Origin of the sequence: Methylobacterium sp. R2-1, assembly GCF_014191355.1 — a bacterium.
GTDB lineage: Bacteria > Pseudomonadota > Alphaproteobacteria > Rhizobiales > Beijerinckiaceae > Methylobacterium.
Genome location: NZ_JACHWM010000005.1, coordinates 321789 through 340965, shown reverse-complemented (window position 1 = coordinate 340965; position 19177 = coordinate 321789). Strand labels below are relative to the sequence as shown.

Here is a 19177-nt window from a genome sequence, read left to right as displayed (position 1 = left end):
CCCCCGCAACCAACATCACACGCAACCAACATCCCCCATCGTCCCGACCCGGCCCAAGCCCGCAGACCCCGACAGGTCCGCGGGCTTCATGCCGTGCCGCGTACAAGAAGTATTAAGCACAGACTTCTTCGCGGTGCCCCAAGAGTGAGGCTCGACTTGGCCTCAGTCGGTAGGGGAGGGACCTTCGACTTGGCGTGCCGGACCTGTTGGCTTGTCCGCCGTTCTCTCGCGGCGCCCTTTTTTGAACGGCGCGGCCAACGGCTCACGTTTCGATGGTGAGGCAACAACAGCTTCGCCGCGTCGATGGGCGGAGAGAGCAGGCTCTTCGACCGCTGACGTTACGGAAAGACGTGTCCGCCGATGATCCGCAAGCCGACCTCACGGCCCGCGGCAAGGCGGGCCGTATCGGCAGCCTCCACGACCACGACTTTCGCGCCGGGCCGGTCGACCTCGATCCGCTGACGTCCCTGCGTCCGATATGAAGAGCGAACGGTGCCGGTGAGATGGGCGGCATCCGCCTCGGCGAATTGAAGCTGCCACGGCCGCGCGTAGAGCTTCACCGGTCCGACCAGGCCCGCCGGGGCTGTCAGCGGCGTGACGCGGCCGTTGACGAGGACATGCCCGTCCTGCGCGATCGCTTCCACCTCGATCGTATCGCCTAGGAATTTCAGCACGGTCGGCGAGACCGGATCCTCCTGCACCTCGTCCGGCGTGCCGACCTGCTCCAGGCGGCCGCGGTCGAGCACCGCGACGCGGTCGGAGAGTTCGAGCGCCTCGTCCTGGTCGTGGGTGACGAAGATCGTCGTCTGGCCGGTACGGTCGTGGATCTCCCGCAGCCAGCGCCGCAGGTCCTTTCGGACCTGCGCGTCGAGGGCGCCGAACGGCTCGTCGAGCAGCAGGACGCGCGGCTCGACCGCGAGCGCGCGGGCGAGCGCGATACGTTGGCGCTGACCGCCGGAAAGCTGGCTCGGGTAGCGGTCGGCGAAGCCCGAGAGCTTGATGAGGTCAAGCAGGTTGCCGACGCGACGTTTGATTTCGGCCTTGTCCGGTCGCTCTGAGCGCTTCCGGGCGTTGAGGCCATAGGCGATATTCTGAGCCACCGTCATGTGCTTGAACAGGGCGTAGTGCTGGAAGACGAAGCCGACCGCGCGCCGCTGCACCGGCACCTGCGTGGCGTCGTCGCCGCCGAAGATGATCCGGCCGCGATCGGGGAAGTCGAGCCCGGCGATGATGCGCAGAAGCGTGGTCTTGCCCGAGCCTGAGGGGCCGAGCAGCGCCAGCAACTCGCCCGCCCGCACATCGAGGGTGAAATCGTGCAGCACCGCCGCCGTGTCGAAGGTCTTCGAGACCTCCTCGATGCGAATCGCGGTGGCATTGCCGGATCCTTGGCCGGCTCCGCGACCCACCGGATCAGTGCCGGCGTGCCCCGGCCGCGATGTCGTCGGCGTAGCGCCATTCGAGGACGGATTTGACGGCGAGGGTGACAAGAGCGAGCCCGGCAAGGAGAGAGGCGACGGCGAACGCGGCAACGAAGTTGTACTCATTGTAGAGGATCTCCACGTGCAACGGCAGCGTATTGGTGAGCCCGCGGATATGGCCGGAAACGACCGAGACCGCGCCGAACTCGCCCATCGCGCGGGCGTTGCAGAGTAGGACGCTGTAAAGCAGGCCCCAGCGGATATTGGGTAACGTCACAGTCCAGAAGGCGTGCCATCCGGAGGCGCCGAGGGTGAGCGCCGCCTCTTCCTCTGCCGTGCCCTGCTCCTGCATGAGCGGGATGAGCTGGCGGGCGACGAAGGGGAAGGTGACGAAGATCGTCGCGAGCACGATGCCGGGCACCGCGAAGATGATCTGGATGTCGTGCTCGACGAGGAATGGGCCGAACAGGCCGCGCGAGCCGAAGACCAGCACGTAGATCAATCCCGACACCACCGGCGAGACCGAGAAGGGCAGGTCGATCAGCGTGACGAGCAGGTTCTTGCCGCGGAACTCGAACTTGGCGATCGCCCAGGACGCCGCGACGCCGAAGACAAGGTTGAACGGCACGGCGATCGCCGCGACGAGCAGGGTCAACCGGATCGCCGCCCGGGCGTCGGGCTCGGAGAACGCGGCGAGGTAGGCGCCCCAGCCTTTGGCGAGCGCCTGCGCGAACACCGTGAGCAGCGGCAGCACGAGGAAGAGGGCGAGGAAGGTCAGCGCGACCGCAATCAGCAGCCAGCGCACGACACGCCGCTCAGTGACAACGCTGGCGGGCGACCGTTGCGTTTCGTCCCGCACTCCCGCGCCGGAGCCTTGGGTCAGCGCCTCAGACATAGCCGAACCTCCGCCGGCTCCAGGCCTGAATCAGGTTGATCGCGAGCAGTGTGACGAAAGAGATCCCCAGCATGATCACGGCGATGGCGCTCGCGCCCGCATAATCGAACTCGGAAAGCTTGATGACGATCAGCAGCGGCGCGATCTCGGAAACGTAGGGCAGGTTGCCGGCGATGAAGATGATCGAGCCGTATTCGCCGACGCCGCGGGCGAAGGCGAGGGCGAAGCCGGTCAGCACCGCCGGGATCAGCGGCGGCAGCACCACCCGCAGCAGCGTGGTGATCCGCGAGGCGCCGAGGATGGCGGAGGCTTCCTCCACCTCCTTGTCGATCTCGGCGATCAACGGCTGCACCGTGCGCACGGCAAACGGCAGACCGATGAACACCATGGCGATGAAGATACCGGCCGGCGTATAGGCCGCCTCGATGCCGATCTTGGCAAGCTGCGCGCCGACGAGCCCGTTGGGCGCGTAGAGCGAGGCGAGCGCGATGCCGGCCACCGCGGTCGGCAGGGCGAAGGGCAGATCGACCACGGCGTCGGCCAGCTTGCGGCCGGGGAAATCGTACCGGGTCAGCACCCAGGCGACGATGCCGCCGAAGACCGAGGCTGTGAGCGCGGCCAGCAACGACACGCCGAAGCTCACCCGCAACGCACTGGCCACACGCGGGTCGGTCGCGACATCCCAGATGCCGGAGAAGCCGAGACCGGACGCCTTCACCACGAGGGTGGCGAGCGGCAGCAGCACGACCAAGCCCAGGCAAGTCAGCGTATAGCCGAGCGTGAGCCCGAAGCCGGGGATCACGCTCCTCTGGCGGAAGCGCAGCCGGGGGTTCACGGGCTCGACCATTCGGTCAGCGCCCGGCCCGGCTCAGTTGGTCGAATAGGCCACCATTGTCGAAGTTGGCCTTCTGAATGTCGTCCCAGGAGCCTTGCAGATCCTCGATCTTGAACAGCTTGATCTCGGGCAGCTGCGCGAGATCCTCGGGCTTGGCCGCCTCGCGCTTGATCGGGCGGTAATGGTGCTTGGCGAAGATCGCCTGCGCCCGGTCGCTGTAGAGGAACTGGAGATAGGCCTCTGCCTGCTTGCGGGTGCCCTTCTTGTCGACGTTGGCATCGACGAGGGCGACCGGCGGCTCGGCGTAGATCGAGGTCGGCGGCACGACGATGTCGAACTTGTCCTTGCCGAACTCCTCCAGCACGAGGAAGGCCTCGTTCTCCCAGGTCGGCAGAACGTCGCCGAGGCCGCGCTGGGCGAAGGTCACCGTCGAGCCGCGGGCGCCGGTGTCGAGCACGGGCACGTTCTTGTAGAGCTGGCCGACGAAGGCGTTGGCCTTCTCCTTGTCCTTGCCGTCCCGCTCGTAGGCGTAGCCCCAGGCGGCGAGGAAGTTCCAGCGACCGCCGGCCGAGGTCTTCGGGTTCGGGGTGATGACCTTCACGTCGGGCTTGGCGAGGTCATCCCAATCCTTCACGGCCTTCGGATTGCCCTTGCGGACGAGGAACACGACGGTCGAGGTGTAGGGCAGGCCCTCGTTCGGGAGCTTGGTGCGCCAGTCCCCCGGGATCTTCTTCGAGAGCTTGGCGATGGCGTCGATGTCGGAGGGAATGCCGAGGGTCACGACGTCGGCGGGGATCCCGTCGATGACCGTGCGGGCCTGCGCGCCCGAGCCGCCATGGGCGGCGCGCACGGTCACCGTCTCGCCGGTCTTGGCCTTCCACTCTTCGGCGAAGGCGGCGTTGATCTCTCGGTAGAGCTCGCGCGTCGGGTCGTATGATACGTTGAGGATCTCGGTCTGCGCGTGGGCGCCGCCGGTCGACGCGAGACAGGTGGCCATGGCAAGGCCAAGAAGGACTGCCCGCCGATATGGTGTTGCACCGAGCCTGATCGGATATCCGTCGAACACGTCGTCTCGCCTCCAGGTCGCGGATTCTCGCCCGCCCACGACGAGGAAGTGTTCGTTTTAAAGAACGATGTCAAGCTGAGCGACAGGCTCGACCAGCCTGTGAACGCTCTAAACAGGGTCAGTTTGTGCGTTGCGCTGCAAAATTCTTCTTCATTCTTGTCGGTTTGAAGGAAAGATCATCCATTTATATCCTGTTCTGTCGAAAGAACGTTTTCCGGGGAAGTTACCCCGTGGCGTCAGGCCGAGGCCCATTCGACTGCTAGCCAGACGCCGCGGGCGACGATGAACCACCATGTCACGGTGACGAATAGGGCGCCGAGCAGGCCGAGGGTTGCGAAGCGGCTCTGGAGAGCGCGGAGGAGGGTTTCGAACGTTCGCTTCATCAAGGGAATTCTTCTCATTCCGGAGCCGGATCGACGCCAAGGGGCGCTCGAACGGCCGCGTCGGTCGTGGTGCCACGTACCATCGCGGAACATCGGGCGGCTCATCGGGCAGTCTTCGCTCGACCGTGGCAAATGACGAGCCAGGGTTGACGTCGTTTCCAGCGGCTCGACCGATCGTTCCGCGGTGAGACCGGGATTTGAGGCGTCGGATTTGCAGAGATGCGGGTGACCGTCCCGTTTTTGGACAATCCGATTCGCCCTCGAGAAAGCTTTTGAAAATGTCTCTGACAAACTGCGCGGAGAAGGTCTCGAACCGCAAGGTGCAGCCGATCCTGTTCGGGTTGCTCAGCGACGGCTCCGGTGAGGTTCGCTTCGCTTGCCTTCGCAGCGCAGCTTTTGAGTCCGGCCCAGCCTCACGGGAGTCATCCCGCTTCTCGCCGTCCAGTGATTGGTACGGTCGTTGGGCGGTTCAGCCCCTGCACGGCACTCTGATGCAGAAAGCGAGGCGGGTGGAGCGCAGCGTGTGCCCGGACGACATCGTTGTCCTGGGCTCAACCCGGCGCACAGGTCAGTCGTGAGTGGTGGCGGCGCGACGCCGTCCTGGACGCGATCGCCGCGCTATGCCCCACGCACTGCATCACTTAAGCTCAAGCTATGGACAACCATGAGTTACGTGAGTCGCGGGCCGCTCTCATCCTGATGGCCGTAGCGGTGCTTGCCGTGCTGCTGTTCGGAGCCGTGACGCTGATCGTGCAGGCGGCGGGATGAAGTGGTGGCGCGCCAGGTGACGGCTCAGTCCGAGAGCGAACGGAGCTGCCGATCGAGCGCTTCCAGGGCGCGGGCCTGATCCGGCTCGGGCTCGGGACCGCTGACATAGGCGAGCGTCACCCGGGCGATGCGCAAGGCCGTCGCGAGATCGCGACCTTCGCGCTGCGCCTGCTCGATCACGGCGGCCACGTCCGCCATGACCTGGGCGTTTCCCTCATATCCGCGCATCATCTCCGGGTCATCGATGTCCGGGCCGCGATCGATGCGGCACCGCTTTCCCTAACATTTCCGGCCGGTTGATGAAATGCACAGGGACCGGGCCCCTGTGCACTGGTCTCCCGCGCAGGCATAGTCCCGGTTCGACGAGACGGAGCACCGGAGATGGGCGAGGAGCAACCGGCCGGGCACGCGGTGTTCGACGTCGCCGAGAGTGTGCGTCGTCTGCCCGAGACGGCGGCGACCATGGTGGCCGACCACCGCTTCACCGACGACGAGACGGCCAGCGCACGCGTCTTCCGGGTCTACCGGCCGACGCCGCCGCATTATCACACGACCTGCGACGAGTATCTCTACGCCCTCTCCGGCCGCTGCCGGATGCAGTTCGGCGATGCGCCGCCGATCGAGGTTGGCCCAGGCACGCTCGTCTTCTTCAAGCGCGGGGTGGTGCATTCGGTGCCGGAGATCCTGGAGGAGCCGGTGGTGTTCCTCTCCGTCGATACGCCCCGGCGCGGGCCGCACGACATCCAGTTCGTGGAAGCCGGCACCGGCACGCCGGACAGCTTCATGCGGCAATCCGATTGAGGCTCACAGCACGTCGCTGCCGGCCGGCGCGGCGGGACGTGCCGTTTCCGCCGCTTCGGCGGCGCTCTGGAACAGGCGCTCGCTCGTCAGCTTCAGGAAGTAGAAGCCGAATTCCGGGTTCTGATAATAGAGCTGCTTGACCTCGGAATAGGAGAGGCAGCGCGCGGTGCCCGCTTCGACGCAGGCGAGCGACCCGGTCCGCTGGTTGCCGGGCGAAAGCATGCCGAGTTCGCCGACGATCTGGCCTGGCCGCACGTCGAGGCCGTGCTCGGCGATGCGGAAGCGTCCGCTCTCGATCAGGTACATCTCGTGGGCCGGATCGCCCTTGAGGAACAGCACCTCGCCGGCCCGGAAGCGGCGCAAGGTGCCGAAGGGTTTCAGCCAATCGAGGGAGAGATCGCCGGAGGCCGCCCGCTCGGTCTCGCGCACGAGGCGGACCATCTCGTAGAGCCGCCACGCGTTGAAGGGAATCTGGATTGCTTCGGTGAGCATCACCGGCACGCTGCCGATCAGGAAGCCGTAGGTGATGACGGCGCAGCTCGCGCAGAGGGCCACGATGCGCAGCGGGATCATCGTCCCCATCGCCGAGGAGGCGACGGTGAGCGCCGTCCCGAGATACCCGATCGCCTCGACCCAGTTCATCGTGATGCCCCCGCTCGCGGCCGGTCCTTGCTCCGGCGGACGCTTCGCGCGCCTGTCGCACCGGCGGTTCGCCTATCCGAGCGGGGGATGCAAGGGGATGCAGGAGGATACAGGTGCCGGAGGGCTCAGGCGCTCTCACGCAAATCCGTTGGGGCGGACGTGCCGGTAAGAGTGTCAGTGACGCGGTCGGCCGCGCGGAGCCCTTCCTCGTACGCGCCGCCGGCGGTGCCCCACTGTGCACGGGAATTGGCCTCGCCCGCGAACCAGATCCGCTCCCCGACCGGCTCTTGGAGCATCGTCCGGGCCGCCGCATGCCCTGGGGGAACCACGGCCCAGGAGCCCCGCGACCAGGGATCGTGCCGCCACGCGGTGACGGCCGGAATCGCGAGATCGGCGAGAGAACGACGGCCGAAATGCTCGGCCAGCACCGCGCGGGCGAGGCGCCGTGCCCCGTCGGGGCCGGCCCCGGCGGCGTCGAGGGCGCGGGCGAAGGCGGTGTCCAACTCGAAATAGTGGAACGGCGTGCCGTCGATCCGGGTCAGCATCCCCGGCGGCTTGCGACGTCCGCCGACCACGCTGGCGAGCCGGTCGCGGCCGCGGAACGGGGCGGAGGGCCAGTGCAGGACGACGTGCTCGTAGAGGCCCGAGAGGAAGCCACCGATGGCGTCGCGCGCTCGGTTGGGCAGGGGCGGATCGAAGTGGAAGGCCGCCTGAAGTACGGGCACCGGCACGGTGACGATGGCGGCCCGCGCCGCGATCTGCCCACCATCGGCGAGCTGGACCCGCACGCCCGGCCCTGACCAGTCGAGGCCGGTGACGGGGCAGCCGAGTCGGAGCGGCAACCCGAGCGCCAGCCGCGCCAGATAGGCGCCGTAGCCGCCCGTGATGAAGAAGTTGTCGCCGTATTCCAGGCTCGGCCAATCGTGCAGCGACACCTCGTCGAGCGGCCGGCCAGAGACCAGGGAATGAACGCGGGCGACGCGCTCACCCCAGGGGCCGAGATGGCGGGGGAGCGCCTGGGAGGCCGGCCCGTCCTCGCTGCGGGAGGCCGCGTGTGTGATCGCCCGGTCGGCGACGTCGAAGGCGCGGGAGAAGGCGGCCTCCTCGGCGGCCCGACCCGGTCGGCGCCCGATCCAGAGATGCTCCCCCTGTGCGGCGCGCCGCAGCGGCTCGCCGCGCGCCTTGCCAAGGGCCACGAGGGGGTTGATCGGCCCGGCATGCAGCCAGTGCGCGCCGAGATCGATCGCATGGCCGCGCAGCCGCGTCGTCACGGCCCGCCCGCCGACCCGGTTTCGCGCTTCGAGAACGGCGACGGTAAGGCCGCGCTCGATCAGCCGCCGGGCGGAGGCGATGCCGGCGGCGCCCGCACCGATCACGATCACGTCGGGCGAGGGGGGCAACGGTGCGACGCGCGGCGCGACGGTGGGGCGGAAGCGGGCGTGCTCGGGGACGAAGAGCATGGTCTCGATGCGAATCCGGTAGGGAGGCGGCCCTCATGTCGTCCGCCGATCCGGCCGCGACAAGCACCCGTGCTCGCACGCGACCGCTCACCGGGCCGGTGCGACGCCGTTCGGATCGAGCACCTCGACGGTACCGGACCGGTCGCCGCCGGGCCGCGGACTTCCGGTCAGGGTGTAGATGCGGCCCTTGTAGGTCACCGCGCCGAAGCCGTGGCGGGCGGTGGGGAGCCGCGCCAGTGCGCGCCAGAGATTGCGCGGCAGGTCGAAGGCCTCGACCTCGTCGTAGGTCCTCCGGTTCGACTCACCGCCGATGACGAAGACCTCGCGGCCGAGCACGGTGGAGGCGACACCGCTGCGTGCTGTCGGCACGGGAGACGCCTCACTCCAGGCGTCACGCGCCGGATCGTAGATCTGATTGGCCGATAGGTTCTTGCCGGAATCGCCGTCGATCCGGCCTCCGCTGGCGACGATGCGGCCCTCTACCGTCTGAACCGCGAGATGGTCGCGGGGCGTCGGCAGGTCGGCTGCCTTGGTCCAGGTATCGCCGGCCGGGTCGTAGACCTCGTGAGAGCGCACGTTGCCGCGCCCCGATCCGCTGCCGCCGACCACGTGGATCTTGTCCCCGAGCAGAGTCGTCCCGCCCGCGGCCCGCGGGGTCGGCATCGGCGCACGGGGCTCCCAGGCGTTCGTCCTCGGGTCGTAGGCCCACACCTTGTCACTCGCCTCCCAGCCGTTGACGTAGCCGCCGAACACGTAGATCCGCCCGTCCTGCTCCGCCGCCATGGTGTGGTGGACGGGGTAAGGGAAGGGCGTGCCCTCGCTCCAGGTATCGGCGGCGAGATCGTAGATCAGCAGCTCGGTCGCACCGTTGTAGTCGCCGATGACGTAGGCCTTGCCGTCGAGCGCCGCGACCGCCACCTCGGAGCGCTCCGCCGGGGCGGAACTAGCGCCTGCCCAAGCCCCGACCTCGTGGGCGGTGGCGGGTGCGGCGGCGAGCAGGCCGGCGAGGAGGAGGATTCGAGGGAGGGATGGACGTGCCATGCGCGGGCTCCGGCAGATCGCGTTCCCGGAGCAACGCATCAATCGCCCTCAAGGGCCCGCCTTCGTCCGCATTCTCCCCGACGCGCCACTTGCGCAGCGGGACCAGTGCGGCGAAAACCCGGCCCGGGCGGGTGCAGATCATCGGAAGGACTGAAGGGCACGATGCTCATCAAGGCCGCCGCCGCAGCCATGCGGCAGGTATTCTCGCCCGCCCTGCGCGGCATCCTGTTCAAGTCGCTGGCGCTCACGATCGGGCTGCTGGTGGTCATCTGGTTCGGACTGACGCGCCTGATCCAGGCGTTCCAGGCGAGCCACCACATCTCGGCCGACTACCCGTTCTTCGACACCCTCGCCTTTTTCCTGGCCGGCGCCGGGCTGTTCGTGGCGCTGGCCTACATCATGCCCGCGGTGTCGATCCTCGTGGCCGGCTTCTTCCTCGACGACGTCGCGGAGGTGGTCGAGAGTCGCGACTTCCCCGCCGACGCGCCGGGGCGCGCGCTGCCTTGGGGGCAGGCGCTCGGCTCGGCCGTCCGCTTCGCCGGCCTCGCCTTGCTCGTGAACCTCGTCGCGCTGATCCTCGTCTTCGTGCCGGGGGTGAACCTCTTCGCCTTCTTCGGCGCCAACGCTTACCTGCTCGGACGCGAGTATTTCGAACTCGCTGCCGGCCGGTTCCGGCCGCTGCCGGAGGCGCGGGCGATGCGTGAGCATTACGGGTTCACCGTCATCGCTGCCGGCTGCCTGCTCGCCGGCCTGATGATCGTGCCGATCGTCAACCTCGTCACACCGCTCTTCGGCGTCGCGCTGATGGTCCACCTGCACAAGGGCCTGGAGCGCAGAGCTCTGCCCGGTCCGGCGGGGACGGACGCGCGCCTGACGAATCGACGCTGACGCGCTGCCGTCACCGCAAACAAGATCGCCAAGGGCCGCCGAGGCCGGGCTCCCACCCGGCCGAACTGCGTCCGCGGCGCGATGACGCCGTTTCGCAATATACTGCAACAGCCTGCCGGTAGGCACGATGAGAGGCAAGTCGAGCCCCGGATTTAATCCCTGATGGTGAGTGTGCCGCGGCACGTCATGCCCAAGTTCGATCGTCTATATCAGTAAAACCAGAGGAGAAGAGTGCTCTTCCCACCGGATGAGCCACATAATCAAGAGTGAACATCAGATGAAGATCCGAATCTCTGCCTTCGTCGCCGCACTCATCATCGGCGTTTCTGCTCCGGTCTCCTCCGCGATGGCGTTCGATTACGAGTATGATCGGCGCGCGCCCTATGATGTCGAGGTCACGGGGTCTCTCGGTGTCCACGACAGCCCGAAGCACACGGCTTGCCCGATGAGCTCGGCGGCCGAGGGCAACGCGAACCAGCAGAACTTCCCCGTCAAGCAGTACGGCCAGACGTCCGGCGGCACGCGCTGCTGACGCAAGGATGAATAAAGCGAAGCGTGGCAGCGTCGTGATATTGTGCAAATTCCGATATTTTCCGGAATTTTATCGATAAGTTCGGCGGAGTTAGCCTCACATCTTCGCGAGTCGAGATGACAACCTTCGTCTCGACCCGTTTTTCTATCTCACTTGACGGAATGGCCGGGCGTTTCTGTCGTTGATGGAAGTGCCGGGCCATTCTGGCCTCGTTCCTGCCTTTCTCCGTCTCCCGGCCAATGGCCCTCCCGCCGCTTCGGGATCGGCTTGTCCGGGTGGCAGTCACTGACCGCAAGGAGTTGTGCCGCGCATGCAGCTGAAGCCCGTGTCCTACGCCATGATCGCCGTGTTCGCCTGCGGCCTCGTCATGACCGTCGTTGGATCGATGAACGTCCTGCTCGGCGGCATGTAAGGCCCGGTCAGGCGCCCGGCCGGCTCGGCTGCCGCCCGGCACCCCGGTCGAGGCGCAGCAGCAAAGCAACGGGGATCAGACCCGTCATCACGATCAGCAGCGCGCTCGCGGCACCGTCCTCATAGGTGCCGCGGGCGGCCTCGCCGTAGAGGTGCGTGCTCAGCGTCTCGACGTTGAGCGGGCGCAGCAGCAACGTCACCGGCAATTCCTTCGCCATATCGACGAAGGCGAGCAGCGCCCCGCTCAGGATCGCAGGCCATGCCAGCGGCACCTGCACCGCGAGCAGGGTGCCGAAGCGCCCGCGTCCCAGCATCCGCGCCGCGTCAGGAAGCGTCGAGGGAATGCGAGCGAGTCCTGCCTCGGTCGCGCCGACAGAGATGGTCAGGAAGCGGAGCGTGTAGGCGACGACCAGCGCCGCGCCCGTGCCGAGGCCGACGGCCGGTGCCCATCCGAGCCCGGCACCGGCCAGGTTGTTCAGACCCGTATCGAGCAGAGCGAGCGGAGCGAGGAGTCCGACGGCCAGAACCGTGCCGGGCATCGCGTAGCCGAGGCCGGCGGCCCGGATCAGCGCCGATCCGCTTCGGCGACCCAGGAGATGCGGGGCGGCGGCCACCAGCACTCCCACAGCGACCGTGACCAGGGTCGCGGCGCCGGCGTAGAGCAGGGTGTTGAGGGTCTGCGCGGCCAGCGTCTCCGGCAGCCCCATCCCCCGCAGCCGCCGCCAGGCGGCCCAGGCGAGATAGCCCGCGGGCAGGCCGAAGCCGAGGAGCACGGGGGTGAGACCGAGGGCGAGAGCGAGACCCGCCCGCCAGCCGGAAAGGGCCCGGCGCGCGGTCGGCCGGTCGCGATGGCCCGAGCCGGCATAGCCCCTCTTGCCGCGCGCGAGCCGCTCAAGCGCGACGAGACCGACGACGCCGGCCAGCATCACCAGGGCGATCTGCGCGGCACCGGGCAGGTCCGAGCGGTTCACCCAGGTCGCGTAGACCTGCACCGTGAGGGTCCGGACCCCCAGGAACTCGGCCGCGCCGACATCGTTGAGCGCCTCCATCAACGCGAGGCCGGTGCCGAGGGCGATGGCCGGACGAGCCAGCGGCAGCGCGACCCGGAAGAAAGTCCGCGCCGGTCCGGCACCGAGCATCCGTGCAGCCTCCAGCAAAGTCCCCGCCCGCATCAGGAACAGCGCCCGCGTCGGCAGGTAGACGTAGGGGTAGAGAACGAAGCCGAGGAGCAGGACGCAGCCGGGAAGCGAGCGCAGATCGGGAAAGGACAGATCGCGCGGGCTCGACAGGCCGAGTAGCGCGCGCAGACCGCTCTGCACCGGGCCGAGCGGGTGCATCAGGTCGAGATAGGCGTAGGCCACCACGTAGGTGGGCACCGCAAGCGGTAGCAGGAGGGCCGCATCGAGCAGCCGACGGCCGGGAAAGGTGAAGGCCGAGACGAGCCACGCCGTACCGGTGCCGAGCCCGATCACCAGGATTCCGACGCCGCCGAGCAGCAGGCCGGTCTCGCGGATCGCCTGCGGCAGGACGTAGGCCGCTAGATGCGGCCACAATTCGCCTGACCCGTCGGCCGCCGCGACGGCGAGCGAGACGACCGGCGCCAGGAGGATGACGGCCAGCACCGCCGCCGCGGCATAAAGGAGGCCACGTGCGGGCGTCATCGATGATCCTGCGATCCCGTCCCCTCAGTATTCTGTCGGCCGGCCGCTTCGGGAACGGACCGGTGATCCTTGAGAGCGGTCAGTTGTCGAAGCCGACCTTGTCCGCGAGCAGGCTCGCTGCCTTTCGGTTGCGGGCGATCTCAACGAGCGGTGTCGTGTCGAAGGCGAGCGGACCGAGCGCCTGCAGCATCGGATCGGCCGCGACGCCGGCTTTGACCGGGTACTCGAAGTCGGCCCTCGCGTAGAGCGCCTGTGCCTCGTCGGAGACGAGATATTCGAGAAGCTTGACCGCCTCCTCGCGATGCGGCGCGTGCTTGGCGACGACGGCGCCCGAAACGTTCACGTGGGTGCCGCCGCCCTCGAAGGTCGGCAGCACGACCTTGATGGCCTCGCCCCATTTCTGTTGATCCGGCCCGCCGCGGCCTGAGCGCATCAGCCCGACATAGTAGGAGTTGGCGAGCCCGATGTCGCAAAGGTCGGCGGCGATGTCGCGCGCCACGTCCCGGTCGCCCCCGGCCGCCTTGCGGGCGAGGTTGGCCTTGACGCCGCGAAGCCAGCTTTCCGTCTTTTCCGCGCCGTGGCGCACCAGGAAGGCTGAGATGAGCGCCGTGTTGTAGGGGTGCTGGCCCGACCGGATGCAGATCTTGCCCCGCCATTTCGGATCGGCCAGCGACTCGTAGGTCGCGGCGTTCAGGTCGGAGAGCGCCTTGTCGGCGTAGAGCAAGCGGGCGCGCATGGAGAGGGCGAACCAACGCCCGTCCTGATCGCGAAGCGGCGCCGGAACGGCCGCCTCCAGCACGGAGGAACGAACCGGCTGGGCGAGGTCGCGGTCGACCAGCTCGATCAGGTTGCCGATATCGACCGTCATGACCACGTCGGCGCTGCTGCGGGCGCCTTCCGCCGCGACACGCTCGGCCAAGCCCTTCTCGACGAACACGGTGTTCACCGTCACGCCGCTCTTGGCGGTGTAGGCGTCGAGGAGAGGCCGGATCAGGCCCGGCTCGCGGGTCGTGTAGAGGTTCACCTCGGCGCTCTCGGCCTGGCCGGCCAGACCCAAGGCGAGACTGAATCCCACGAAATAGCCGAAGCACCGCAGCCGCAACATCTTATTCCCCCGAGCATCGAAGATGCTCGCCGGGTGTTATAGACGGTCCAGTAACCCGACAAGTCTGATGATTTATACTTATTCTAGATAAAATCCGTGCATCAAGTGGGTTCGGATCTGGGGAAGACGAGGATCCCGCCTTCCAAGAGGCCCAGCTCGATCCTCTCATCCACACGATCATCCGCCGGCGCGGCGAGGCGCAAGGGGGCGTCGAGTCCCGCGACTTCGATGTCGATGCGGGTACTCGCGCCGGCAAAGCTGCGGCGCAGAACCCGACCCGGCACGCCTTCGCCGCGCGGCACGATGCGGATCGCTTCCGGCCGCAGACAAACCTGCACGGACCCCTCGGGCGCGGAAGTGGGCAGGGCGACCGTCCCCAGCGGAGTCGTCAGACGGCCGCCAGAGGCGAGGCCTGCCACCGTCACGACGTCGCCGAGCGCCCTTGCGGCGAAGGGGCTCACCGGCGAGCGATACAAAGTCTCGGCCGTGTCGCACTGGATCAATCGGCCCTTCCGCATCAGGGCGATGCGGTCGGCGAACTCCACGGCCTCGGCGGCGTCGTGGGTCACGAGTATGGCACTGATGCCGTCCTGCCGCAGAACGGCGAGGGTGTCGGCCCGGACCCGCTCGCGGGTGCCGGCGTCGAGGTTCGAGAACGGCTCGTCGAGCAGCAGCATCCGGGGACGCGGCGCCAGCGCCCGCGCCAGCGCGATCCGCTGCGCTTCGCCGCCGGACAGCGTTGCCGGATAGCTCGCCTCACGCCCCGCCAGACCGACCTCGGCGAGGCGCTCCCGCGCCACGGCCCGCGCCTGTGCACCCGGAAGGTGGCTCAGGCCGAACCGGACATTGGCCAGCACGGTGAGGTGGGGAAACAGGGCGTAGTCCTGAAACATCAGGCCGATGCCGCGGGTCTCCGGCGGCTCAGCGACTCCGCTTCCCGCAACCCGCCGGCCATCGATGCGGATCTCGCCGGCATCGGGCGTGTCGAGCCCAGCGACCAGCCGCAGCAACGTGCTCTTCCCGCAGCCGGAATCGCCGAGAACCGCGAGGATCTCGCCCGGCGACAGCGACAGCGAAACGTCGTCGAGCGCGAGCGTCCGGCCGTAGCGCCGGCTCACGCCGCGAATGTCGAGACGCGCGGACGGCGCGGTCGATGCGTCGACATCTCCGGCGGCGGGAGGAGGTGCGGGTTTACGGCGAAGAAACAACGGCGGCGGATCCGACACACGGGCCTGAACCGGGAGGGCTTGCCCGGCGATTCACCCTCACTCGCACAGGTTCTACGTTCGGGCGAGATCCTGCTTCACGCTTCTCAAAGCCGCCGAGGCGTGCTATCGCCCCGCTGCGATGCCGCTCGCCACACCGCCCCGTGCGGAAGGGTTCCGGGAAACCGGTGCCCGGCGTGAGTTGCGGTCGGCGGGTGTAGCTCAATGGTAGAGCAGCAGCCTTCCAAGCTGAATACGAGGGTTCGATTCCCTTCACCCGCTCCAATTTTCCTTATCGATCAGCCTGATCGGCAAAACTGAGGCTGCGCCTTCGGCCGCGGCGCGATCTCCGGCCTCAGATTGCCGGCATGCGAAGCGGATCGTAGGTGGCGCGGTAGCTGCGCGGGCCGACGACCGGAAGCAGAAGGTTCCTTGCCCAGTCCGGCAGGCGCGCCGTGCGCGACAGGCGATCTGTCATCCGCTGGACATGCTCGACCCGGGGACGACGCAGGCGCTCGTACTCCGCCCCGGCATCGTTCCAATCGCTTCGTTCCGCCAACAGACGGGCCAGCACCAGCGCGTCCTCCAGCGCGAGCGCCGCGCCCTGCGCCCAGACCGGCGCGGTCGCGTGTGCCGCATCGCCCAGCAGGACGACACGATCGCGTCCCCAGGCCGGGATGCGTACCTCCTCCAGCGGCGAGTGATAGATCGCGTCCGGTCGCGCGAGCGCCGCATCGAGCGTGTCGCGCACGAGGCGGGGAAACGCGGCGAACGCCCCGCGGGTCGCCGCTGGATCAGCGCTGCCCCCTCGATCCGTGCTGACCGAGACCCAGCCATAGGCCTCGCCGCGATCGACCGGGATGAGCAGGAACAGGGCTCCGGCGCCAGCCCACAGGGTCCAGGCCTCGACGCCCGGGTTGGGCGTCATGAAACGCCAGCTTTGGCTCGCCAGCATCGCCGCGCCGAGGACCTGATCGCCGAAAAGGCTGCGGCGAACCGTCGAGTGCACGCCGTCGGCACCCACGAGCAAGCCGCCCGCCTCCGTTGCACCATCCTCCAGTTCGACGTGAGCCCCCTGCGGATCCTGCCGGACGCTGGCGATCCCGGCTCCCTGCCGGATATCGTCGCGCGAAAGGTCGCGCTGCAGCAGGCGTTGCAGGTCGACGCGGCGCAGGCAGTGCGGCCCCGTCTCGCTGCCCCAGAACGCGTCCTCGTCCACGGTGAAGAGGAGACGCCCGCGCTCGGTCCGATACTCGCGACGCCGCACCGGCGAACCGGTCTCGCGCAGCGCATCGAGCAGGCCGAGCTGGCTCAGTGCGCGCACCGCATTGCCGGGCAGGTTGATCGCGAGCCCCGCATCCGCCTGTACGCTGCGGCGCTCCAGCGTGAGCGACGGGAGGCCCCGCTGGTGCAGCGCCCGCCGGACGGCGAGTCCCGCGATGCCGCCGCCGGCGATGAGCACCCGGCGGCTGTGTTGCGTGTCCATGCGGATGCGCGCCCTTCCCACCCATGCGCCGAGGCGGGTCTCACGGTCCCTTCCCGGTTTCGGGAGCTGGATTGACGACGGATCGCGCTCTGCCGCAAGCCCGCTCGTGTCTCGTCGGCCGAGCGGGTCTGCCTGGCGCCAGGCCAGGGTCCACGTTCAGTGCGGCGTTTCACTTTCCCCGCGCGTCTCGTAGGGCCATTTCCAGCCCATGATCTGCGGCATGTCCTCGCCATGCTCGCGGATGTGGAGCTTGTGCGCGGTCAGGCGGTCCCGGAAGTCCTGCTTGGCCTGCGCCGCCCGCGTGACCAGTCCCGGCACCCGGTCGATCGCCTCGATGGCGAGGTGGAAGCGGTCGAGCTCGTTCAGCACCACCATGTCGAAGGGCGTCGTCGTTGTGCCCTCCTCGACGAAGCCGCGCACATGCATGTTGGCGTGGTTGGCCCGGGAATAGGTAAGCCGGTGAATGAGATAGGGATATCCGTGGTAGGCGAAGATCACCGGCTTATCGCGGGTAAACAGGCTATCGAACGCGGCGTCCGTCAGTCCGTGCGGATGATCCCTGTTCGACTGCAGCGTCATCAGGTCGACCACGTTGACGACGCGGATGCGAAGGCCCGGCACGGCCCGCTTCAGCAGATCGACGGCGGCCAGGGTTTCGAGCGTCGGCACATCGCCGGCGCAGGCCATCACGACATCGGGTTCGAGTCCGCTCTCGTCGGTGCCGGCCCAGTGCCAGATGCCGATGCCCGCCTCACAATGGAGCCCGGCCTCGTGCGCGTCGAGCCATTGCGGCTGCGGCTGCTTGCCGGCCACGATGACATTGATGCGGTCGTAGGTCTTCAGGCAGTGATCGGCGACCCAGAGCAGAGTGTTGGCGTCCGGCGGCAGGTAGACCCGGACGATGTCCGACTTCTTGTTGGCGACGAGGTCGATGAAGCCGGGATCCTGGTGGCTGAAGCCGTTGTGGTCCTGCCTCCAGACATGAGAGGTCAGGAGGTAGTTGAGCGACGAGATCGGCCGCCGCCAGACGAGTTCGCGCGACACCTTCAGCCACTTGGCGTGCTGGTTGAACATCGAATCGACGATGTGGATGAACGCTTCGTAGCAGGAGAACAGGCCATGGCGGCCGGTGAGCAGGTAGCCCTCGAGCCAGCCCTGGCAGAGGTGTTCGCTCAGCACCTCCATCACACGGCCCTCGTGGGCGAGGCTGACGTCGTAGGGCTCGATGTTCTCGATCCAGACGCGGTCGGTCGCCTCGAACACGGCGTCGAGCCGGTTCGAGGCAGTCTCGTCCGGGCCCATGATGCGGAAGTTGCGCGCCTCGGCGTTGAGTCGGACCACGTCGCGCAGATAGTGCCCCAGCGTGCGCGTCGCCTCGCCGATCGCCGCGCCGGGCTGCGGCACCGCTAGCGCAAAATCCTGCCAGCGGGGCAGCCGCAACTCGCGGCGCAGCAGACCGCCATTGGCGTGCGGGTTGGCGCTCATGCGGCGGCTGCCCTCGGGCGCGAGGGCGGCGAGTTCGGGGCGTAGCCGCCCGGTCTCGTCGAACAGGGCCTCGGGCGCGTAGCTTCGCATCCAGTCTTCGAGGATCTTGCGGTGCCCGTCGTCGGTGCGGGCGTTGCCGACCGGGACTTGGTGCGCGCGCCAGAAGCCCTCCACCCGCTTGCCGTCCACCGTCTTCGGGCCGGTCCAGCCCTTGGGGCTGCGCAGCACGATCATCGGCCAGCGCGGACGCCGAAAGCCCATGCCGCCGCTCCGCGCCTCGGCCTGGATGTCCCTGATGCGGTTTACCGCCCGGTCGAGCATCTCGGCCATCGCCCGGTGCATGGGTTCGGGCTGGTCGCCCTCGACGAAGAACGGCTCGTAGCCGTAGCCGGTGAACAGGGCCTCCAACTCGTCATCACGCATGCGGCCGAGCACGGTCGGATTGGCGATCTTGTAGCCGTTGAGGTGCAGGATCGGCAGCACAGCACCGTCGGTGACCGGGCTCAGGAACTTGTTGGAGTGCCACGAGGCGGCGAGCGGTCCCGTCTCGGCCTCGCCGTCGCCGACCACGCAGGCGGCGATGAGATCGGGATTGTCGAACACGGCGCCGAAGGCGTGGACGAGGGCGTAGCCGAGTTCGCCGCCCTCATGGATCGAGCCCGGCGTTTCCGGCGCGACGTGGCTCGGGATACCGCCGGGAAACGAGAACTGCCGGAACAGCCTCCGCATGCCCTCGGCATCCTGCGAGATGTCCGGATAGACCTCGCTGTAGGTGCCTTCCAGATAGGTGTTGGCCACGATGCCGGGCCCGCCATGGCCGGGTCCGCAGACATAGATCGCGTCGAGATCGCGCGCCCGAATGAGCCGGTTGAGGTGCACGTAGATGAAGTTGAGGCCCGGCGTGGTTCCCCAGTGGCCGAGAAGCCGCGACTTGATGTGTTGCGGCTGCAGCGGCTCACGCAGCAGCGGATTGTCGAGCAGGTAGATCTGGCCGACGGAGAGGTAGTTCGCCGCCTGCCAGTAGCGGTCGATCAGGGCAAGTTCCTCGCCGCCTAGCACGGCGGTCGGTCGCTGCGGAGTCGTGGGCTTGGTCAC

Annotated in this window: 17 protein-coding genes and 1 tRNA gene; 4 read left to right on the top strand and 14 right to left on the bottom strand. The window is 68.0% G+C overall.

Going from position 1 to position 19177, the window contains the following annotated elements; genetic code table 11:
* Positions 1–338: 338 nt before the first annotated feature.
* The 6 genes from FHU13_RS09975 to FHU13_RS09950 form a co-directional block, all read right to left on the bottom strand.
* Positions 339–1406, bottom strand: a complete 1068-nt coding sequence (locus FHU13_RS09975) for a sulfate/molybdate ABC transporter ATP-binding protein (protein ID WP_312889574.1) — start codon at positions 1404–1406, stop codon at positions 339–341.
* 4 nt (positions 1407–1410) lie between these two features.
* Positions 1411–2313 (bottom strand): sulfate ABC transporter permease subunit CysW, encoded by a 903-nt coding sequence (cysW, locus tag FHU13_RS09970; RefSeq protein ID WP_183435692.1) that lies wholly within the window; start codon positions 2311–2313, stop codon positions 1411–1413.
* Entirely contained in the window at positions 2306–3160 is an 855-nt protein-coding gene (gene cysT, locus FHU13_RS09965) for a sulfate ABC transporter permease subunit CysT (protein ID WP_183435691.1), read from the bottom strand. Before cysT ends, cysW begins: the two co-directional genes overlap by 8 nt.
* Positions 3161–3164: 4 nt before the next feature.
* Positions 3165–4214 (bottom strand): sulfate ABC transporter substrate-binding protein, encoded by a 1050-nt coding sequence (locus FHU13_RS09960; RefSeq protein ID WP_183435690.1) that lies wholly within the window; start codon positions 4212–4214, stop codon positions 3165–3167.
* 236 nt (positions 4215–4450) lie between these two features.
* Complete coding sequence (locus FHU13_RS09955; RefSeq protein WP_183435689.1) at positions 4451–4597, bottom strand: hypothetical protein; 147 nt, start codon at positions 4595–4597, stop codon at positions 4451–4453.
* 792 nt (positions 4598–5389) lie between these two features.
* Entirely contained in the window at positions 5390–5596 is a 207-nt protein-coding gene (locus FHU13_RS09950; protein ID WP_246714578.1) for a hypothetical protein, read from the bottom strand.
* 150 nt (positions 5597–5746) lie between these two features.
* Between FHU13_RS09950 and FHU13_RS09945 the strand changes: the two genes are divergently transcribed.
* A complete protein-coding gene (locus FHU13_RS09945; RefSeq protein ID WP_183435688.1) occupies positions 5747–6166 on the top strand; it encodes a cupin domain-containing protein in 420 nt (139 codons plus the stop codon).
* Between the two features lie 3 nt (positions 6167–6169).
* On the opposite strand, the gene FHU13_RS09940 is transcribed toward FHU13_RS09945, so the two are convergent.
* The 3 genes from FHU13_RS09940 to FHU13_RS09930 form a co-directional block, all read right to left on the bottom strand.
* Positions 6170–6808: a cyclic nucleotide-binding domain-containing protein gene (locus FHU13_RS09940; protein ID WP_183435687.1), complete on the bottom strand. Its 639-nt coding sequence runs from the start codon at positions 6806–6808 to the stop codon at positions 6170–6172.
* A gap of 125 nt (positions 6809–6933) precedes the next feature.
* Complete coding sequence (locus FHU13_RS09935; RefSeq protein ID WP_183435686.1) at positions 6934–8268, bottom strand: NAD(P)/FAD-dependent oxidoreductase; 1335 nt, start codon at positions 8266–8268, stop codon at positions 6934–6936.
* Positions 8269–8355: 87 nt separating this feature from the next.
* Positions 8356–9309 (bottom strand): Kelch repeat-containing protein, encoded by a 954-nt coding sequence (locus FHU13_RS09930; protein ID WP_183435685.1) that lies wholly within the window; start codon positions 9307–9309, stop codon positions 8356–8358.
* Between the two features lie 162 nt (positions 9310–9471).
* Between FHU13_RS09930 and FHU13_RS09925 the strand changes: the two genes are divergently transcribed.
* Positions 9472–10197: a sulfate transporter family protein gene (locus FHU13_RS09925; RefSeq protein ID WP_183435684.1), complete on the top strand. Its 726-nt coding sequence runs from the start codon at positions 9472–9474 to the stop codon at positions 10195–10197.
* A 277-nt stretch (positions 10198–10474) separates the two neighbouring features.
* Positions 10475–10729: a hypothetical protein gene (locus tag FHU13_RS09920; protein WP_183435683.1), complete on the top strand. Its 255-nt coding sequence runs from the start codon at positions 10475–10477 to the stop codon at positions 10727–10729.
* A gap of 419 nt (positions 10730–11148) precedes the next feature.
* Here the strand turns inward: FHU13_RS09920 and FHU13_RS09915 are convergent, their stop codons facing one another.
* The 3 genes from FHU13_RS09915 to FHU13_RS09905 form a co-directional block, all read right to left on the bottom strand.
* Complete coding sequence (locus tag FHU13_RS09915; RefSeq protein ID WP_183435682.1) at positions 11149–12801, bottom strand: ABC transporter permease; 1653 nt, start codon at positions 12799–12801, stop codon at positions 11149–11151.
* A gap of 79 nt (positions 12802–12880) precedes the next feature.
* A complete protein-coding gene (locus FHU13_RS09910) occupies positions 12881–13906 on the bottom strand; it encodes an extracellular solute-binding protein (protein ID WP_183435681.1) in 1026 nt (341 codons plus the stop codon).
* A gap of 101 nt (positions 13907–14007) precedes the next feature.
* The gene (locus FHU13_RS09905; RefSeq protein WP_409518491.1) at positions 14008–15033 is read right to left on the bottom strand and encodes an ABC transporter ATP-binding protein; all 1026 of its coding nucleotides are present in this window, start codon (positions 15031–15033) and stop codon (positions 14008–14010) included.
* Positions 15034–15322: 289 nt separating this feature from the next.
* Here FHU13_RS09905 and FHU13_RS09900 point away from each other — a divergent pair.
* Positions 15323–15396 (top strand) — tRNA-Gly (locus FHU13_RS09900).
* A gap of 70 nt (positions 15397–15466) precedes the next feature.
* On the opposite strand, the gene FHU13_RS09895 is transcribed toward FHU13_RS09900, so the two are convergent.
* The gene (locus tag FHU13_RS09895; protein WP_183435679.1) at positions 15467–16597 is read right to left on the bottom strand and encodes an FAD-dependent monooxygenase; all 1131 of its coding nucleotides are present in this window, start codon (positions 16595–16597) and stop codon (positions 15467–15469) included.
* Positions 16598–16753: 156 nt separating this feature from the next.
* Positions 16754–19177, bottom strand: a complete 2424-nt coding sequence (locus FHU13_RS09890; RefSeq protein WP_183435678.1) for a phosphoketolase — start codon at positions 19175–19177, stop codon at positions 16754–16756.

Coding starts and splice junctions, on each gene's coding strand:
- cysW (WP_183435692.1), bottom strand. CDS start 2,313: ATGTCTGAGGCGCTGACCCAAGGCTCCGGCGCGGGAGTGCGGGACGAA.
- cysT (WP_183435691.1), bottom strand. CDS start 3,160: ATGGTCGAGCCCGTGAACCCCCGGCTGCGCTTCCGCCAGAGGAGCGTG.
- FHU13_RS09955 (WP_183435689.1), bottom strand. CDS start 4,597: ATGAAGCGAACGTTCGAAACCCTCCTCCGCGCTCTCCAGAGCCGCTTC.
- FHU13_RS09950 (WP_246714578.1), bottom strand. CDS start 5,596: ATGATGCGCGGATATGAGGGAAACGCCCAGGTCATGGCGGACGTGGCC.
- FHU13_RS09945 (WP_183435688.1), top strand. CDS start 5,747: ATGGGCGAGGAGCAACCGGCCGGGCACGCGGTGTTCGACGTCGCCGAG.
- FHU13_RS09940 (WP_183435687.1), bottom strand. CDS start 6,808: ATGAACTGGGTCGAGGCGATCGGGTATCTCGGGACGGCGCTCACCGTC.
- FHU13_RS09935 (WP_183435686.1), bottom strand. CDS start 8,268: ATGCTCTTCGTCCCCGAGCACGCCCGCTTCCGCCCCACCGTCGCGCCG.
- FHU13_RS09930 (WP_183435685.1), bottom strand. CDS start 9,309: ATGGCACGTCCATCCCTCCCTCGAATCCTCCTCCTCGCCGGCCTGCTC.
- FHU13_RS09925 (WP_183435684.1), top strand. CDS start 9,472: ATGCTCATCAAGGCCGCCGCCGCAGCCATGCGGCAGGTATTCTCGCCC.
- FHU13_RS09920 (WP_183435683.1), top strand. CDS start 10,475: ATGAAGATCCGAATCTCTGCCTTCGTCGCCGCACTCATCATCGGCGTT.
- FHU13_RS09915 (WP_183435682.1), bottom strand. CDS start 12,801: ATGACGCCCGCACGTGGCCTCCTTTATGCCGCGGCGGCGGTGCTGGCC.
- FHU13_RS09910 (WP_183435681.1), bottom strand. CDS start 13,906: ATGTTGCGGCTGCGGTGCTTCGGCTATTTCGTGGGATTCAGTCTCGCC.
- FHU13_RS09895 (WP_183435679.1), bottom strand. CDS start 16,597: ATGGACACGCAACACAGCCGCCGGGTGCTCATCGCCGGCGGCGGCATC.